11 protein-coding genes are annotated in these 15,252 nt (G+C 57.2%); 5 read left to right on the forward strand and 6 right to left on the reverse strand.

Going from position 1 to position 15,252, the window contains the following annotated elements; genetic code table 11:
- Positions 1-77 precede the first annotated feature (77 nt).
- From GJ746_RS08680 to moeA, 4 genes are all read right to left on the reverse strand, one after another.
- On the reverse strand, positions 78-2,510 hold the full coding sequence (locus tag GJ746_RS08680) for a formate C-acetyltransferase/glycerol dehydratase family glycyl radical enzyme (protein WP_154679831.1): 2,433 nt from the start codon (positions 2,508-2,510) through the stop codon (positions 78-80).
- A gap of 4 nt (positions 2,511-2,514) precedes the next feature.
- Complete coding sequence (locus GJ746_RS08685; RefSeq protein WP_154679832.1) at positions 2,515-3,414, reverse strand: glycyl-radical enzyme activating protein; 900 nt, start codon at positions 3,412-3,414, stop codon at positions 2,515-2,517.
- A gap of 152 nt (positions 3,415-3,566) precedes the next feature.
- Positions 3,567-4,322, reverse strand: coding sequence for a molybdopterin-synthase adenylyltransferase MoeB (moeB, locus tag GJ746_RS08690; RefSeq protein WP_154679833.1), 756 nt, complete (start codon positions 4,320-4,322; stop codon positions 3,567-3,569).
- On the reverse strand, positions 4,322-5,557 hold the full coding sequence (moeA, locus tag GJ746_RS08695; protein ID WP_154679834.1) for a molybdopterin molybdotransferase MoeA: 1,236 nt from the start codon (positions 5,555-5,557) through the stop codon (positions 4,322-4,324). The genes moeB and moeA overlap by 1 nt, the downstream gene beginning before the upstream one ends.
- A gap of 388 nt (positions 5,558-5,945) precedes the next feature.
- Here moeA and iaaA point away from each other — a divergent pair, with 388 nt between their 5' ends.
- Genes iaaA through gsiD form a run of 5 tightly spaced genes read left to right on the forward strand, consistent with a single transcriptional unit; the run spans position 5,946 to position 12,215 of the window.
- Positions 5,946-6,887, forward strand: a complete 942-nt coding sequence (gene iaaA, locus GJ746_RS08700) for a beta-aspartyl-peptidase (RefSeq protein WP_154679835.1) — start codon at positions 5,946-5,948, stop codon at positions 6,885-6,887.
- A gap of 12 nt (positions 6,888-6,899) precedes the next feature.
- On the forward strand, positions 6,900-8,753 hold the full coding sequence (gene gsiA / locus GJ746_RS08705; protein ID WP_154679836.1) for a glutathione ABC transporter ATP-binding protein GsiA: 1,854 nt from the start codon (positions 6,900-6,902) through the stop codon (positions 8,751-8,753).
- Between the two features lie 37 nt (positions 8,754-8,790).
- Positions 8,791-10,329 (forward strand): glutathione ABC transporter substrate-binding protein GsiB, encoded by a 1,539-nt coding sequence (gene gsiB, locus GJ746_RS08710; protein WP_154679837.1) that lies wholly within the window; start codon positions 8,791-8,793, stop codon positions 10,327-10,329.
- Positions 10,330-10,381: 52 nt separating this feature from the next.
- On the forward strand, positions 10,382-11,302 hold the full coding sequence (gene gsiC, locus GJ746_RS08715) for a glutathione ABC transporter permease GsiC (RefSeq protein ID WP_154679838.1): 921 nt from the start codon (positions 10,382-10,384) through the stop codon (positions 11,300-11,302).
- 1 nt (position 11,303) lies between these two features.
- Positions 11,304-12,215 (forward strand): glutathione ABC transporter permease GsiD, encoded by a 912-nt coding sequence (gene gsiD, locus GJ746_RS08720; RefSeq protein WP_154682672.1) that lies wholly within the window; start codon positions 11,304-11,306, stop codon positions 12,213-12,215.
- A gap of 124 nt (positions 12,216-12,339) precedes the next feature.
- Here gsiD and rimO read toward each other — a convergent pair whose 3' ends face one another.
- Both rimO and GJ746_RS08730 read right to left on the reverse strand, forming a co-directional pair.
- The gene (gene rimO, locus GJ746_RS08725) at positions 12,340-13,665 is read right to left on the reverse strand and encodes a 30S ribosomal protein S12 methylthiotransferase RimO (RefSeq protein WP_154679839.1); all 1,326 of its coding nucleotides are present in this window, start codon (positions 13,663-13,665) and stop codon (positions 12,340-12,342) included.
- A 126-nt stretch (positions 13,666-13,791) separates the two neighbouring features.
- Positions 13,792-15,021 carry an oligosaccharide MFS transporter gene (locus GJ746_RS08730; protein WP_195908850.1) on the reverse strand — a complete coding sequence of 410 codons (1,230 nt, stop codon included), beginning with the start codon at positions 15,019-15,021 and terminating at the stop codon, positions 13,792-13,794.
- Positions 15,022-15,252: the final 231 nt, after the last annotated feature.

Consider the following 15,252-nt stretch of genomic DNA (forward strand, 5'->3'; position numbering starts at 1 on the left):
CTTACCCGGGCTATCGGCTCGCAAACGGCTTCGAACCTGTAGCCCGGCTAAGCGCAGCGCAAGCCGGGGGATGTTATTTACAGCGTGTGCTCGGTGCGGGCGATAATATCATCCTGGGCATCCGGCGACAGGGCGGTAAAGAACGCCGAGTATCCGGCCACGCGGACCACTAAATCACGATATTGGTCAGGATGTTTTTTTGCTTCCAGCAGCGTCTCGCGCGACACGATGTTGTACTGAATATGCCAGCCTTTGTGCACCTCGAAGAAGGTGCGCAGTAGCACCATCAGTTTCTGCTTATCCGACTCGTTCTCCAGCGTAGCCGGGTTCAGCTTCTGATTAAGCAGCACGCCGCCAAGAATCGAACCGGTCGGCAGTTTACCCACCGAGCTGATCACCGCCGTTGGCCCCAGATGGTCGGTACCGGAGGCCGGGCTGGCGCCTTCCGCCAGCGGTGAATGCGCTTTACGGCCATCCGGCGTTGCCATGGTCTGAGCGCCAAACGGCACGTTTGCGGAGATGGACGAGGTTCCGGCGTAGTAGTTGCCGCCAATCGGGCCGCGGCCATAGCGCGGGTTGTGATACAGCTTCAGCTCATCGATATAGGTCTGGTAGGCGCGAGCCAGCAGAACGTCAACGCTATCTTCATCGTTACCGTATTTCGGCGCGCCGTTGATTAAGCGCTGGCGCAGCTGCTCATGGGTCAGGCCTTCGAAGTCCTCAGCCAGCGCTTTCGCCAGCTCTTGCTGACCAATGACGCCCTGATCGAAGACCAGTTTTTTCACCGCCGCCAGGCTGTTGCCGAGGTTAGCGATACCGACCTGCAGGCCGGAAACCCAGTCATATTTTGCGCCGCCCTGCTTGATACTCTTCGCGCGTTCAATACAGTCATCAACCAGCGCCGAGCAGAGAATATCGTGCACGTTCTCTTCCAGCATGGTGTCGACCACGTACTCAATCTCAATTGATTTACGCGTGTAGTAGCGGATTTGCGTATCCCAGTCGGCCAGCACCTGTTCGAAATTGTCGAAGTTACCTTTCGACAACGCGTGCTCCTGCGGCAGGAACACCTGACCGCTGGTGGCATCGCGGCCGCCTTCCAGCGTTGCCAGCATCACGCGGGCAAAGTTGATAAAGCTCATGCCGGTGCAGCGGTAGCCCCATTTACCGCCAACGGCGGTTTCGATGCAGCCGATGGCGGCATAATCGTAGGCGTCCTGCGGCTCAATGCCGAGTTTGATAAATTCAGGAATAACGATTTCGTCGTTGTTAAACGCCGGCATCCCGAAGCCGCAGCGAATGACCTGCACGCAGGCGTCGAGGAAGTCGTTGCTCATGTCCGCGTGGTAGCGCACGCTGAGGTTGGGCTGCGTCGAACGCAGGCGACCGCAGGATTCGAGAATCGCGTAGGAGAGCGGATTCACCGCGTCCTGCGCTTTGCCGTCCACCAGATTCTGACCGCCGATGGTGACGTTCTGGTACAGCGGGCTACCGGCGGACGCTTTAGAGTGCGAGCCGGAGCGAATTTTGTTCACCTCCAGCAGTTTCAGCCAGCAGCAGTGCAGCAGTTCGATGGCGTGTTCGCGATCCAGAGACTGCGCCAGCTCAACGTCGCGGCAGTAGTACGGATAGAGGTACTGGTCCATACGGCCAAAAGAGACCGAGTGGCCGTTGGATTCAATTTGCAGGATCAGCTGGATGAAATAGCACAGCTGCAGCGCCTGCCAGAAGGTTTTCGGCGGCTCGTGGGCGATGATGTCGCAGTTTTCGGCAATCATCAGCAGCTCGTCACGGCGGGATTCTCGGGACTCCGTTGCCGCCATGCTGCGCGCCAGATCGGCAAAGCGTTTGCTATGTTCGCTCACGGCTTCCAGAACGATATCAATGGCTTTGAGGAACTGCTCGCCGTGCAAATCTTCCAGTACGGTCAGGTTAATGCGTGAACGGCGCTCGGCGACTTTCGCCCGCATGCCGTCAAGACCTTTTTCCAGCAATAGCGGATAGTTGACCGCGAGATGGGCATCGCCGGAGGTCATATTGCCTTCCGCTTTGATGATCCCGGTAGCCAGCAGCGCTTTTTGTTCGTCGGTGAACATGCCGTAGCAGCGATCCTGCACGGTTTGACCGCGCCACCATGGGCATACTTCGTGCAGCACGCGTTTGTTCTCTTCGCTAACGGCAAAACCGGCGCCGGGACGATCGGCGAGATCGTCAATCTCTTTTTCAATCCAGCTTACCGTGTATTCCGGGAAGATAGGTGCCGCGCGAACTTCGCTGGCCTGGTTGCCGACGATCAGTTCATCGTGCTTAATCCAGATGGTCCGTTGCGCAAGGTGATGAGCCAGCGCCAGCGCGCGGCGTACCGGAATCGGTTTGTCCAGATGCTGCTGGTAGGCTTCGGTATAGTGCTGGGCTCGCTCGGTACAGACCGGCGGCTTGACGATATGCACCAGCGCCATTTTGTGCGCCTGAATGCGTGGGCTCAGAGTATCCAGTTTCAACGTTGTCATAAGGTTATCCTCGTAGAGTCGCCGTTAAACCTTTGCTCTGAGCATAGCGCTGCGCGAAGGCGAGCAGCTCGGGTGCAGCAAGCGGTTTATCCGGAGCGGTATAGGGCTGACTGAGTAATTGGTATTTATTCATTCCTAACGTGTGGTACGGCAGGAAGTGGATCTCGCTAACCTTTAAACGGTCAGCGGCAAAATCGGTAATAGCGGCAATATCGCTTTCGTTAGCGTTAACACCCTGGATCAGCGGAACGCGAATGATGATTTTCTTCCCGGCCTGCGCAACTCGCTGTAGGTTATCCAGCACCCGGCGGGCGCTGCCGTCCGTCCACTGCTGGAAAATCGCTTCGTTAACGTGCTTAAGGTCAGCGAGGAACAGGTCAATAAAAGGCAAAGAGGGTTCGACGTATTTCCACGGTACGTGCAGACAGGTTTCGACCGCGGTGTGGACGCCCGCGTGATGGCTGGCTTCAAAAAGCTGCCGGGCCAGCTCGGGATTCATAAACGGCTCTCCGCCGGAGAGGGTGACGCCGCCGCCGCTGCGATCGTAGAATGGCCTGTCGCGCAGCACCGTGGCCATAATGTCCTCGACGCTTTTCTCTTCGCCGCATACCGTTAAAGCGGTGGTCGGGCAGCAGTCGCGCAGTTTGCCAATATGGTCATCGGTGAGCTTTTCGCGGTGGATAATCAGGCCATCCAGCTTGCGGGTGATAACGTCAGGAGCCGCCTGCTGGCAGAGATAGCAGCCGTCCAGGCACAGGCGAGAGTCATACAGCAAATCCGCCGTGCGGGCGCGGCTTTCCGGGTTCTGGCACCAGCGGCAGCCCAGTGAACACCCTTTCAGGAATACGACTGTGCGGATCCCCGGGCCGTCATGGGTTGAGTAACGCTGAATGTTGAAGATCATGATTCACCCTCTTTTTTGCATATGAAGATTGAATTACTTTCGAATGAAAGTTGTATTGATATAAATCAACAAGCAGAGCGAGGGGGGTGAGTGAGGGTGAAAAAATCGCGGTAGGTCACAAATTATCCGGCAGCGTTGCTGCCGGGAAAGGGCTAAAGCGTACCGCATACCTCGCAGTGAGGATTACGCGGCAGCTTCATTTCGCGGAACTGGCAGCGCATGGCGTCGTACATCACGATCTTACCCGTCGCCGGGCTGCCGTAGTGGGTCAGTAGTTTAATGGCTTCCATTGCCTGGAGTGAACCAATGGTGCCGACCAGCGGCGCCATCACCCCGGCTTCCACGCAGGTGAGGGCGTTTTCACCAAACAGGCGGCTCAGGCAACGGTAGCAGGGTTCATCCTCCTGATACGTAAAGACGCTGATTTGCCCTTCCATCCGTATCGCTGCGCCGGAGACCAGCGGCGTTTTATGGCGGAAACAACCGGCGTTTAGCTGGTTACGAATAGCGACGTTGTCGGTACAGTCGAGCACCAGATCGTGGGCAGCGATCTGCGCAAATAGCGCTGCTTCTTCCAGCTGCGCGTTTAACGGCGCGAGCTGAACGTGCGGATTGATGCGGGCCAGCGCGGCGCGGGCGGAGTCGACCTTCGGCTGGCCGATGGTGGCGTCGCTGTGCAGGGTCTGGCGCTGAAGGTTGGAGAGCGAGACGATGTCGAAATCGAGCAGGGTAATCTGGCCGACGCCTGCCGCCGCCAGATACTGCGCGGCGGCGCAGCCCAGCCCGCCGAGGCCGACGACCAGCACGCGCGAGGCTTTAAGCTGCTCCTGACCGTCAAAATCGAAATCGCGCAGAATAATTTGCCGGTTATAGCGCAGCATCTCCTCATCGCTCAGCTCTACGCCCATTACAGCCCTCCGAAAAGATGATTAAACGGCTCTACTTCCACCCATTCACCCGCTTCCACGTTGCCGCGCTCGCGCTCCAGCACAATAAAGCAGTTCCCGAGGCTGAATGAACTGAAGATATGCGAGCCCTGGTGGCCGGTACTGCGCACGACCAGCTCGCCGTCCGGGTTACGTTGCAGCACGCCGCGTTGAAAATCGAGACGGCCCGGCGATTTTTTCAGATTTGATGCGGCGCGTACGCGCAGGCGCATCGGCTGAGCTTGCCCAACGTTGCCGGAAAGCTTAGCCAGCAGCGGCTGAACCAGCTGGTAGAAGGTCAGCGTCGCGGAAACCGGGTTGCCCGGCAGGCCGCAGAACCAGCTGTGGCTGAGCTTGCCGAAAGCGAAAGGTTTACCCGGCTTAATCGCCAGCTTCCAGAAGCCGATTTCACCCAGCTCTTCAAGGATCGCTTTGGTGTAGTCCGCTTCGCCGACGGAAACGCCGCCGGAGCTAATCACCACGTCAGCCTGCCGATCGGCCTCGATAAAGACTTCGCGTAGTCGCGCCGGGTCGTCGGGAATAACGCCGAGATTAATCACTTCACAGCCCAGCTCCTGCAGCATCAGATGCACCGCCAGACGGTTAGTATCGTAAATTTGCCCGTCAGCAAGCGGTTTGCCCGGTAGCTGCAGCTCATCGCCGGTAGAGAACACCGCCACGCGAACCTTGCGCACCACGTCAATCTCGGCAATGCCCAGCGAGGCGATAACCGGTAGTTCGGCGACGGTCAGGCGGGTTCCCGCAGGGAAGACGACCGCGCCCCGGGCGATATCTTCCCCGGTACGGCGGATATTTTGTCCACTTTTCACCGGGGCGATAATACGGATACCGCTATCGGTTTGTTCGGTTTGCTCCTGCATCACCACTGCGTCGCAGCCTTCCGGCACCGGCGCGCCGGTCATAATGCGGATACAGGTACCCGCTGGCCAGACGCCGCTGAAGGGTTGACCGGCAAAGGCCTTGCCCGCCACCGGCAGCGCGGCGTGGTCGGTGAGATCCGCCAGACGTACGGCGTAGCCGTCCATTGCTGAATTATCAAAACCGGGAACGTTCAGCGGTGAAACCAGATCATGGGCGGTGACGCGCGAAAAGGCCTGCAACAGCGGTACGGTTTCCGTCGCATTCAGCGGCGTGATACGAGTGAGCATCTGGGTCAGGGCTGTGTCGAGCGGCATCAGTCCGGCGGTAAAATCCATGGGTTTCTCCTGCGGGCAAACATCGAAAGCGCCTATTATACCTTAAATCATTCGAGTTGCAGGCAGGCGGCGACGCAGGGATAAATTCATCGGCAACCAATTGGAACCGCTGAAGGCTGCCTCTGGTGAGAGACAAATCTGTCCGGAACAGATTTGAACGCCGTGTAACGGCGGCCCGTCAGGGCGAGGCTCATGGGTGAGCCGAGTAACGAAGCCAATGCATATACAGCCTGAAGTATGGCGGGTATATAGCAGAAAAGAGGGACGGGCTATATGCCAGCTGGCGACAAGCTTTACATCCCCGCCCGCTCTTTCTATATTCAAAAATTGTATAGGACAGTCAGCACGATAATGATATTTATACACTTTATCGTTAAGGAATGGCGCAATGGGCAAGGCGGTAATAGCAATTCACGGCGGCGCCGGGGCGATTACCCGCGCGCAGATGACGCCGGAGCGCGAGCGGGAGTACGTGGCGGCGCTATCGGCGATTGTCGATAGCGGGCAAAAAATGCTGGCGGCAGGAGCCAGCGCGCTGGATACGGTAACCGAAGCGGTCCGGCAGCTGGAAGAGTGCCCGTTATTTAACGCGGGTATTGGTTCCGTATTTACTCGCGATGCCAGCCATGAACTCGATGCCTGTATTATGGATGGCCACAGCTTACAGGCGGGAGCCGTGGCCGGCGTTAAGCATTTACGCAATCCGGTTCTGGCGGCGCGGCTGGTGCTGGAACAGAGCCCCCACGTGCTGCTGATTGGCGAGGGGGCGGAAGCGTTTGCCGCTTCCTGCGGTATGGAGCGCGTGGATAACGGCCTGTTTTCGACTCCCGAGCGCTTACTACAGCTGCGTCAGGCTCAGGAGGAGGGTAATATCGTGCTCGACCATCACCCCTCGCCGTTGGATGAGCGGCATAAAATGGGCACTGTCGGCGCGGTTGCGCTGGATCTGGCGGGTAACCTCGCCGCGGCGACCTCCACTGGCGGGATGACCAATAAGCTACCCGGACGCGTCGGCGACAGCCCGCTGCCGGGGGCGGGCTGCTATGCCAATAACGCCAGCGTCGCCGTGTCCTGTACCGGCACCGGCGAAGTGTTTATACGTACTCTGGCGGCCTACGATATTTCGGCGCTAATGGAGTATAGCCAGCTCAGCCTGCAGGAAGCCTGTGAAAGGGTGGTGATGGAGAAACTCCCGGCGCTGGGCGGCAGCGGGGGCCTGATCGCCGTCGACAGAGAAGGCAACGTGGCGCTGCCGTTTAATAGCGAAGGCATGTACCGGGCCTGGTGTTATGCGGGTGATACGCCCACGATTGGTATTTATCGCGAATAAGAGGAAAGGGCGTTGCCGCATAGTCAAGAAATCGATGCCAATGATGTTCTGCAGGTTTGCGGTCTGAACGTCGTGTTTAATCAGCAGCAGCAGGCTTTTTCCGCCGTCCGCGACCTGTCGTTTACCCTGCGGCGCGGTGAGACGCTGGCGATTGTCGGCGAGTCCGGCTCGGGGAAGTCGGTGACGTCGCTGGCGCTGATGCGTCTGCTCGATAGGGCGGTCAGCGAAGTGCGCAGCGATGCCCTGCTGCTACGCCGCCGCAACCGGCAGGTGATTGAACTTAGCGAACAGTCTGACGCCGATATGCGCCGCGTGCGCGGCGCGGATATGGCAATGATCTTTCAGGAGCCGATGACTTCGCTGAACCCGGTATTTACCATCGGCGAACAAATTGCCGAATCTATAAGATTGCATCAGGGCCTCAAGCATGATGAGGCCCTGCGCGCAGCCAAAAAAATGCTCGATCAGGTGCGTATTCCGGAAGCAGAGGCAATGCTCTCGCGCTATCCGCATCAGCTATCCGGCGGGATGCGCCAGCGGGTGATGATCGCTATGGCGCTTTCCTGTCGCCCGGCGGTGCTGATTGCCGATGAACCTACGACCGCGCTGGACGTGACTATCCAGGCGCAGATTTTACAGCTTATCGCCGTCCTGCAAAAAGAGATGGCGATGGGCGTTATCTTTATTACCCACGATATGGGCGTCGTGGCTGATATCGCCGATCGCGTGCTGGTGATGTATCGCGGTGAAGCGGTGGAAACCGGCAGCGTGGAGGAGATTTTCCGCGCGCCGAAACACCCGTATACCAGGGCGCTGCTGGCCGCGGTGCCGAGGCTGGGCGCAATGCGCGGCACTTCTCTGCCGCGTCGTTTCCCGCTGTTAAACCAGAGCCCGTCGGAAGAAGGGCAAAACACCGTTGTTGCCGGGGAACCAATCCTGAAAGTACGCGATCTGGTGGCGCGTTTTCCGCTGCGCAGCGGCATTCTCAACCGCATTACCCGTGAGGTGCACGCGGTTGAAAAAGTGAGCTTTGATTTATGGCCCGGCGAAACGCTAAGCCTGGTGGGGGAGTCCGGCTGCGGAAAATCAACTACCGGTCGGGCGCTGCTGCGTCTGGTTGAAACCCAGGGGGGCAGCATTACCTTTGACGGTCAGCGCATTGACGCGCTAACCGGCAGTAAGCTTCAGGCGCTGCGCCGTGATATCCAGTTTATTTTCCAGGACCCTTATGCATCCCTCGACCCACGGCAAACGGTCGGCTATTCGATTATGGAGCCGCTGCGCGTGCACAGGCTGCTGGAAGGGGACGCCGCGCGTGAGCGGGTCGCCTGGTTACTGGAGCGCGTCGGACTGGAGCCGGAGCACGCGTGGCGCTATCCGCACGAGTTTTCCGGCGGCCAGCGGCAGCGGATCTGTATCGCCCGCGCGCTGGCGCTCAATCCAAAAGTGGTGATTGCCGATGAGTCGGTGTCGGCGCTGGACGTGTCGATCCGCGCGCAAATAATTAACCTGATGCTCGACTTACAGCGTGAGATGGGCATCGCATTTCTGTTTATTTCCCATGACATGGCGGTGGTTGAGCGTATCAGCCATCGCGTGGCGGTGATGTACCGCGGGCGTATTGTCGAGATTGGCCCGCGTCGCGCCGTGTTTGAAAATCCGCAGCATCCCTACACCCGTAAACTGATGGCCGCCGTTCCGGTGGCTGACCCTGCGCATCGTCGTCCGCAGCGCGTGCTGCTCTCCGACGAGCTGCCGGGTAACATCTTCAAGCGGGGAGAAGAGGGAGTAAGTACGCCGTTACAGCAGGTGGGGCCGGGGCACTTTGTTGCCAGAGAGTCCGCCGCCGACGTTCTGGCACGATAACAACAACATCAATAATGCAGCATTTCAGGAGAACAATATGACTCAACGCATTTCAGGCAAATGGCTGTTGGCGCTGGGCGTCGCTTCAGCGCTGGCAACGACGCCGGTCTTTGCCGCAAAAGATGTCGTAGTGGCGGTCGGTTCAAACTTTACGACTCTCGACCCGTATGATGCTAACGACACGCTGTCGCAGGCGGTGGCGAAGTCCTTCTATCAGGGGCTGTTTGGCCTTGATAAAGATATGAAATTGCAAAACGTTCTGGCGGAAAGCTATACCGTTTCTCCGGACGGCCTGGTGTATACCATTAAGCTGCAGCCGGGGGTGAAGTTCCAGGACGGGACCGAGTTTAATGCCGAAGCGGTTAAGGCCAACCTCGATCGTGCCAGCAACCCGGAAAACCATCTCAAGCGCTATAACCTGTATAAAAATATCGCCAGCACCGAAGCGGTTGACCCGACTACGGTGAAAATTACCCTCAAACAGCCTTTCTCGGCGTTTATCAATATCCTGGCCCATCCGGCGACGGCGATGATTTCTCCGGCGGCGCTGAAGAAATACGGGAAAGAGATTGGTTTTCATCCGGTCGGTACCGGCCCATATCAGCTCGATACCTGGAATCAGACCGACTTTGTTAAAGTGAAGAAGTTCGCCGGGTACTGGCAGCAGGGGCTGCCGAAGCTGGATTCTATTACCTGGCGTCCGGTGGTGGATAACAACACCCGCGCGGCGATGCTGCAAACCGGCGAAGCGCAGTTTGCTTTCCCGATTCCTTACGAGCAGGCGCCTGTGCTGGAGAAAAACAGCAAGCTCGAGCTGGTGGCCAGTCCGTCAATTATGCAGCGCTATATCAGCATGAACGTGACGCAGAAGCCGTTTGATAATCCAAAAGTGCGTGAAGCGATTAACTACGCCATCAACCGTCAGGCGTTGGTGAAGGTGGCCTTTGCGGGTTATGCCACGCCGGCGACCGGGGTGGTGCCGCCGTCTATTGCCTATGCTGAAAGCTATACCGCCTGGCCGTACGATCCGGCGAAAGCCCGCGAGCTGCTGAAAGAAGCGGGCTATCCAAATGGATTCAACACCACGCTGTGGTCGTCGCACAACCACAGCACCGCGCAAAAAGTGCTGCAGTTTACCCAGCAGCAGCTGGCGCAGGTAGGCATTAAGGCGCAGCTGACGGCAATGGATGCGGGCCAGCGCGCGGCGGAAGTCGAAGGTAAAGGGCAGAAAGAGAGCGGCGTGCGTATGTTCTATACCGGCTGGTCGGCTTCGACCGGAGAAGCCGACTGGGCGCTGTCGCCGCTGTTTGCCTCGCAAAACTGGCCGCCGACCCTGTTTAATACCGCCTTCTACAGCAATCCTCAGGTTGATAAAGATCTGAATGAGGCGCTGAAAACCACCGATGCGCAGGAAAAAACGCGCTTGTATAAGGATGCGCAGGATACTATCTGGAAAGAGTCGCCGTGGGTGCCGCTGGTGGTGGAAAAGCTGGTCTCGGCGCACAGTAAAAATCTGACCGGATTCTATATCCAGCCGGATACCGGGTTTAGCTTTGAACAGGCGGATCTTCAGTAGATAGCTGTGGGTCCCCGGGCGCAGGCTACGGGGACTTCACGCAAGGATAAGCATGCTCAATTATGTTATTAAACGCCTGCTGGGGCTAATCCCCACGCTGCTGATTGTGGCGGTGCTGGTATTTCTGTTCGTGCATATGCTGCCCGGCGATCCGGCGCGGCTGATTGCCGGGCCGGAAGCCGATGCTCAGGTGGTAGGGATGGTGCGCCAGCAGCTGGGGCTTGACCAACCGCTGCACGTGCAGTTCTGGCACTATATTACCAATATTTTGCAGGGAGATTTTGGTACCTCGATGGCATCGCGCCGTCCGGTGAGTAGCGAAATCGCCAGCCGCTTTATGCCTACGTTCTGGTTAACGCTCGCCAGCATGAGCTGGGCGGTTTTATTTGGCATGGCGGCCGGGATCGTGGCGGCAGTATGGCGTAACCGCTGGCCGGATCGTCTTGGAATGGCGCTGGCGGTCACCGGCATTTCATTTCCGGCCTTTGCGCTGGGGATGCTGCTGATGCAGGTCTTTTCCGTTGAGCTGGGCTGGCTGCCAACGGTGGGCGCCGACAGCTGGCGGCACTATATCCTGCCCTCGTTGACTCTGGGCGCGGCGGTGGCGGCGGTAATGGCGCGCTTTACCCGGGCATCGTTCGTGGATGTTCTGCATGAAGACTACATGCGCACCGCGCGGGCGAAAGGCGTCAGCGAAACGCTGGTGGTGCTTAAGCACGGCCTGCGTAATGCGATGATCCCGGTGGTGACCATGATGGGGCTGCAGTTCGGCTTTTTGCTCGGCGGTTCAATCGTCGTGGAGAAGGTCTTTAACTGGCCGGGTCTGGGGCGTCTGCTGGTGGATTCGGTAGAGATGCGCGACTATCCGGTGATTCAGGCGGAAGTACTGCTGTTTTCTCTGGAATTTATTCTTATCAATTTAGTGGTGGACGTGCTGTATGCCGCCATTAACCCGGCTATCAGGTACAAGTAAGGTGCGATTGCTCAACTGGAGAAGAGAAGCGGCTATCAACGCGATGCCGGGGATTAAACCCGGGCGGATACGTACGCCATGGCACGAGTTCTGGCGGCGGTTTCGCGGTCAGCCGGTGGCAATGGGAGCGGGAATATTTGTTCTGCTGCTAATCGCGGTAGCGATTGTCGCGCCCTGGATAGCGCCGTTTGATGCCGAAAACTATTTCGACTACGACCGGCTTAATGAAGGCCCGTCGATGATGCACTGGTTCGGCGTTGACTCGCTGGGGCGCGATATTTTCAGCCGGGTACTTGTGGGGGCGCAGATTTCGCTGGCCGCCGGCGTCCTGGCGGTATTAATTGGCGCCGCATTGGGTACCGTGCTTGGTCTGATGGCCGGATACTACGAAGGCTGGTGGGATCGCATCATTATGCGCATCTGCGATGTGCTGTTTGCTTTCCCCGGTATTCTGCTGGCGATTGCCGTGGTAGCGGTGATGGGAAGCGGGATGTCGAACGTGATTATCGCGGTGGCAATCTTCTCGATCCCGGCATTTGCCCGCCTGGTCCGCGGCAATACCCTGGTGCTTAAGCAGCAGACATTCATTGAGTCGGCGCGCAGTATTGGCGCCAGCGATGCCAATATCCTGTTTAACCACATTCTGCCCGGAACGGTATCGTCGATTGTGGTCTATTTCACTATGCGTATCGGGGTATCGATTATCTCCGCTGCCAGCCTGTCATTTCTGGGGCTTGGCGCACAGCCGCCGACGCCGGAGTGGGGGGCGATGCTGAACGAAGCGCGGGCGGATATGGTGATGGCTCCTCACGTGGCGCTGTTCCCGGCGATAGCCATTTTCCTGACGGTGCTGGCGTTTAACCTGTTGGGCGATGGCCTGCGCGATGCGCTGGATCCGAAGATAAAAGGGTAGGCGCGATTTCCCGGCCGGGTGCGCAGCACCGCCCCCGGGAATGCGCTCCGCATGTTGATATTCTGCGGTTTTGTTGCCCGGATAAGGCGGCAGCCGCCATCCGGGATACGTTCAGAGAGCCGGATTAAACCCGGCTGCCCCACAGATCGTATTCGTCAGCGTGTTCGACTTTGACCCGCACAACGTCGCCCGGTTTGACTTTACTCTCACCGTTCAGGTACACCGCGCCGTCGATTTCTGGTGCATCGGCCATGCTGCGGCCAATTGCCCCTTCTTCATCCACTTCGTCGATCAGCACCATAATTTCGTGGCCTACTTTCTCCTGCAGGCGTTCGGCGGAGATCTGCTGCTGGAGCTGCATGAAGCGGTTCCAGCGCTCTTCTTTCACCTCTTCCGGTACCTGGTCCGCCAGCTCGTTGGCGGTCGCGCCTTCAACCGGGCTGTATTTAAAGCAGCCGACGCGGTCGAGGCGGGCTTCTTTCAGGAAGTCGAGCAGCATCTGGAAGTCTTCTTCCGTTTCACCCGGGAAGCCGACGATAAAGGTCGAACGCAGAGTGAGGTCAGGGCAGACTTCGCGCCACTGCTTAATGCGCGCCAGCTGGCGGTCGGCGGAACCCGGGCGTTTCATCATCTTGAGAATACGCGGGCTGGCGTGCTGCAGCGGGATATCCAGATACGGCAGAATTTTGCCTTCCGCCATCAGCGGGATCACATCATCAACGTGGGGATACGGATAGACGTAGTGCAGACGAACCCAGATACCGAGCTTAGCCAGCTCTTCACACAGGCTAACCATGCTGGTTTTTACCGGCATACCGTTGTGGAAACCGCTGCGGTGTTTGACGTCAACGCCGTAGGCGGAGGTGTCCTGCGAAATCACCAGCAGCTCTTTGACCCCGGCGTCGGCCAGGCGTTTGGCTTCCGCCAGCACTTCGCCAATCGGCCGGCTGACCAGATCGCCGCGCATTGACGGGATGATGCAGAAGGTGCAGCGATGGTTGCAGCCTTCGGAAATTTTTAAGTAGGCGTAATGACGCGGCGTCAGCTTAACGCCCTGCTCCGGCACCAGGCTCAGGAACGGGTTATGTTTAGGCTTCGGCGCGTAATGATGAACATGTTCCAGCACCTGCTCATAGCTGTGCGGGCCGGTAATCTCCAGCACTTTCGGATGCACTTCGCGGATCTGATCTTCTTTTGCGCCCAGGCAGCCGGTAACGATCACTTTACCGTTTTCTTTCAAGGCTTCGCCAATCGCTTCCAGCGACTCCTGCACGGCGCTATCGATAAAGCCGCAGGTGTTAACGATAACCATATCGGCGTTATCGTAGGAGGGAACCACATCGTACCCCTCGGTACGCAGTTCAGTCAGGATACGTTCTGAGTCCACGAGATTTTTCGGGCAGCCCAGAGAGACAAAGCCGATCTTCGGCTGATGGGTGACATTGCTCATAGCTTAAAAAGTGTTCAATTATTGGAATGGTCAGGGCAGGGATTTTACAGGTCTTTGCGCAAAATAGTATAGCAACGGCATGCTTAATGATGAAAAAGCCCAGGAGGATATCCTGGGCATCCGTTATTACAGCGTTTGCGTAGCCCCTGCGCCTGGGGCGTTGGGTTCTCTATTATCGCGCAGCGTAAATATCGAGATCAGCGTAAAAAGCCCGGCGATGCCGCCCAGAATATAATAAGTATGCGCAAAGCCGATGGTGTCATATAAATACCCGGCCAGCGGCGAGTAAATCGCGGTGGCGATGGAGGCGACAAACAGCACCAGCAGATAGACCGTCGATGACAGTTTGTGGTCAAAGTTGGCGGCGATAAATTTAAACACCGACACCAGAATCAGCGGTTTCTCCAGCGCATGCATCATTTTCACCGCGCCAATCCACACCGGACCGAGCGGAATAGCGGAACCAACGATACGCACTGACATGATCAGCCCGGCGATGATCAGCGCCCATTTCGCGCCGGTACGGTTCACAAACCACGGCATCAGGCATAAGAACAGCGTCTCGCCGCAAACCTGTATTGAGGCCAGAATGCCATACCAGCGATTGCCTTCTTCCGGGCTTGCAAACTGCAGAGAGAAATATTGAGCGAACTGCTGATCGTAGGTGTCGTAGATTTGGGTAACGAAAAGGGTAAACACCAGCAGCATCCAGAACTGCCCGTTCTTTGCCAGCTCCAGCGCGTGTGAAACTTTTAGCGCACTGGTTTTTTGTATTTCCGCTTCGGTCAGTTCGACTTTGGTCAACATAAAGCAGATAGCCGCGATAACAATGGCGAAGCTGGCCAGCCAGAACGCGAGATTGGGGTTGCTGTCGATATACTTGCCAACGATCCACGCCGCGGCGGCCCAGCCTAATGAACCCCACATCCTTACCCGACCATATTCGAACTGGTAGCGACGAGAAATTTTATCAATATACGAATCAATCACTCCGCAGCCGGAGTTAAAAATCATCCCCAGGTATACCCCGCCAAGCAGCGCCCCCAGCCAGAAGCTGTGTACCAGCAGCGGCGCATACAAATAAATAAAAAACGGCCCAACCGGCAGCAGCATGGCCACCAGGATCCAGATCAGCCGCTTTTTCAGGCCGAATTTATCGGCGATAAAACCGAAGAATGGCTGCATCAGCAGGGCGATGAAGGCATTGACCGAATAGAGCAGGCCGGTTTTGGTGGCGCTGATTCCGAGATGCTGGGTTGTCCAGATAACAAAAAACGCCATGGTAGAGGACCAGGCGAAAAGATAGAGGAAATCGAAAAGACTCAACAAGATATAGTTTCTTTTGCCGGACGTAATCATTTCTGTTCCTTCAAGCGATAGAGACAAAGGTTACAAACAGGATCGATCTGTTTGTTTTTTTTCTTTGATGTTATACGTAATACATTTTTCGAGTTGATATGACGCTTTTCAGCAGTATCAGGCAATGTGATTTGCGGTGATTTGTGATCGGCACTGAAATAAATAACTTTATTTAGTCGATAAAAAGTTGTTTTTTATGAGAGCGTATAACATTTATGCCTTAAGGAA

The organism is Klebsiella oxytoca (genome assembly GCF_009707385.1).
Classification (GTDB): domain Bacteria; phylum Pseudomonadota; class Gammaproteobacteria; order Enterobacterales; family Enterobacteriaceae; genus Klebsiella; species Klebsiella oxytoca_C.

Coding starts and splice junctions, on each gene's coding strand:
- GJ746_RS08680 (WP_154679831.1), bottom strand. CDS start 2,510: ATGACAACGTTGAAACTGGATACTCTGAGCCCACGCATTCAGGCGCAC.
- GJ746_RS08685 (WP_154679832.1), bottom strand. CDS start 3,414: ATGATCTTCAACATTCAGCGTTACTCAACCCATGACGGCCCGGGGATC.
- moeB (WP_154679833.1), bottom strand. CDS start 4,322: ATGGGCGTAGAGCTGAGCGATGAGGAGATGCTGCGCTATAACCGGCAA.
- moeA (WP_154679834.1), bottom strand. CDS start 5,557: ATGGATTTTACCGCCGGACTGATGCCGCTCGACACAGCCCTGACCCAG.
- iaaA (WP_154679835.1), top strand. CDS start 5,946: ATGGGCAAGGCGGTAATAGCAATTCACGGCGGCGCCGGGGCGATTACC.
- gsiB (WP_154679837.1), top strand. CDS start 8,791: ATGACTCAACGCATTTCAGGCAAATGGCTGTTGGCGCTGGGCGTCGCT.
- gsiC (WP_154679838.1), top strand. CDS start 10,382: ATGCTCAATTATGTTATTAAACGCCTGCTGGGGCTAATCCCCACGCTG.
- rimO (WP_154679839.1), bottom strand. CDS start 13,665: ATGAGCAATGTCACCCATCAGCCGAAGATCGGCTTTGTCTCTCTGGGC.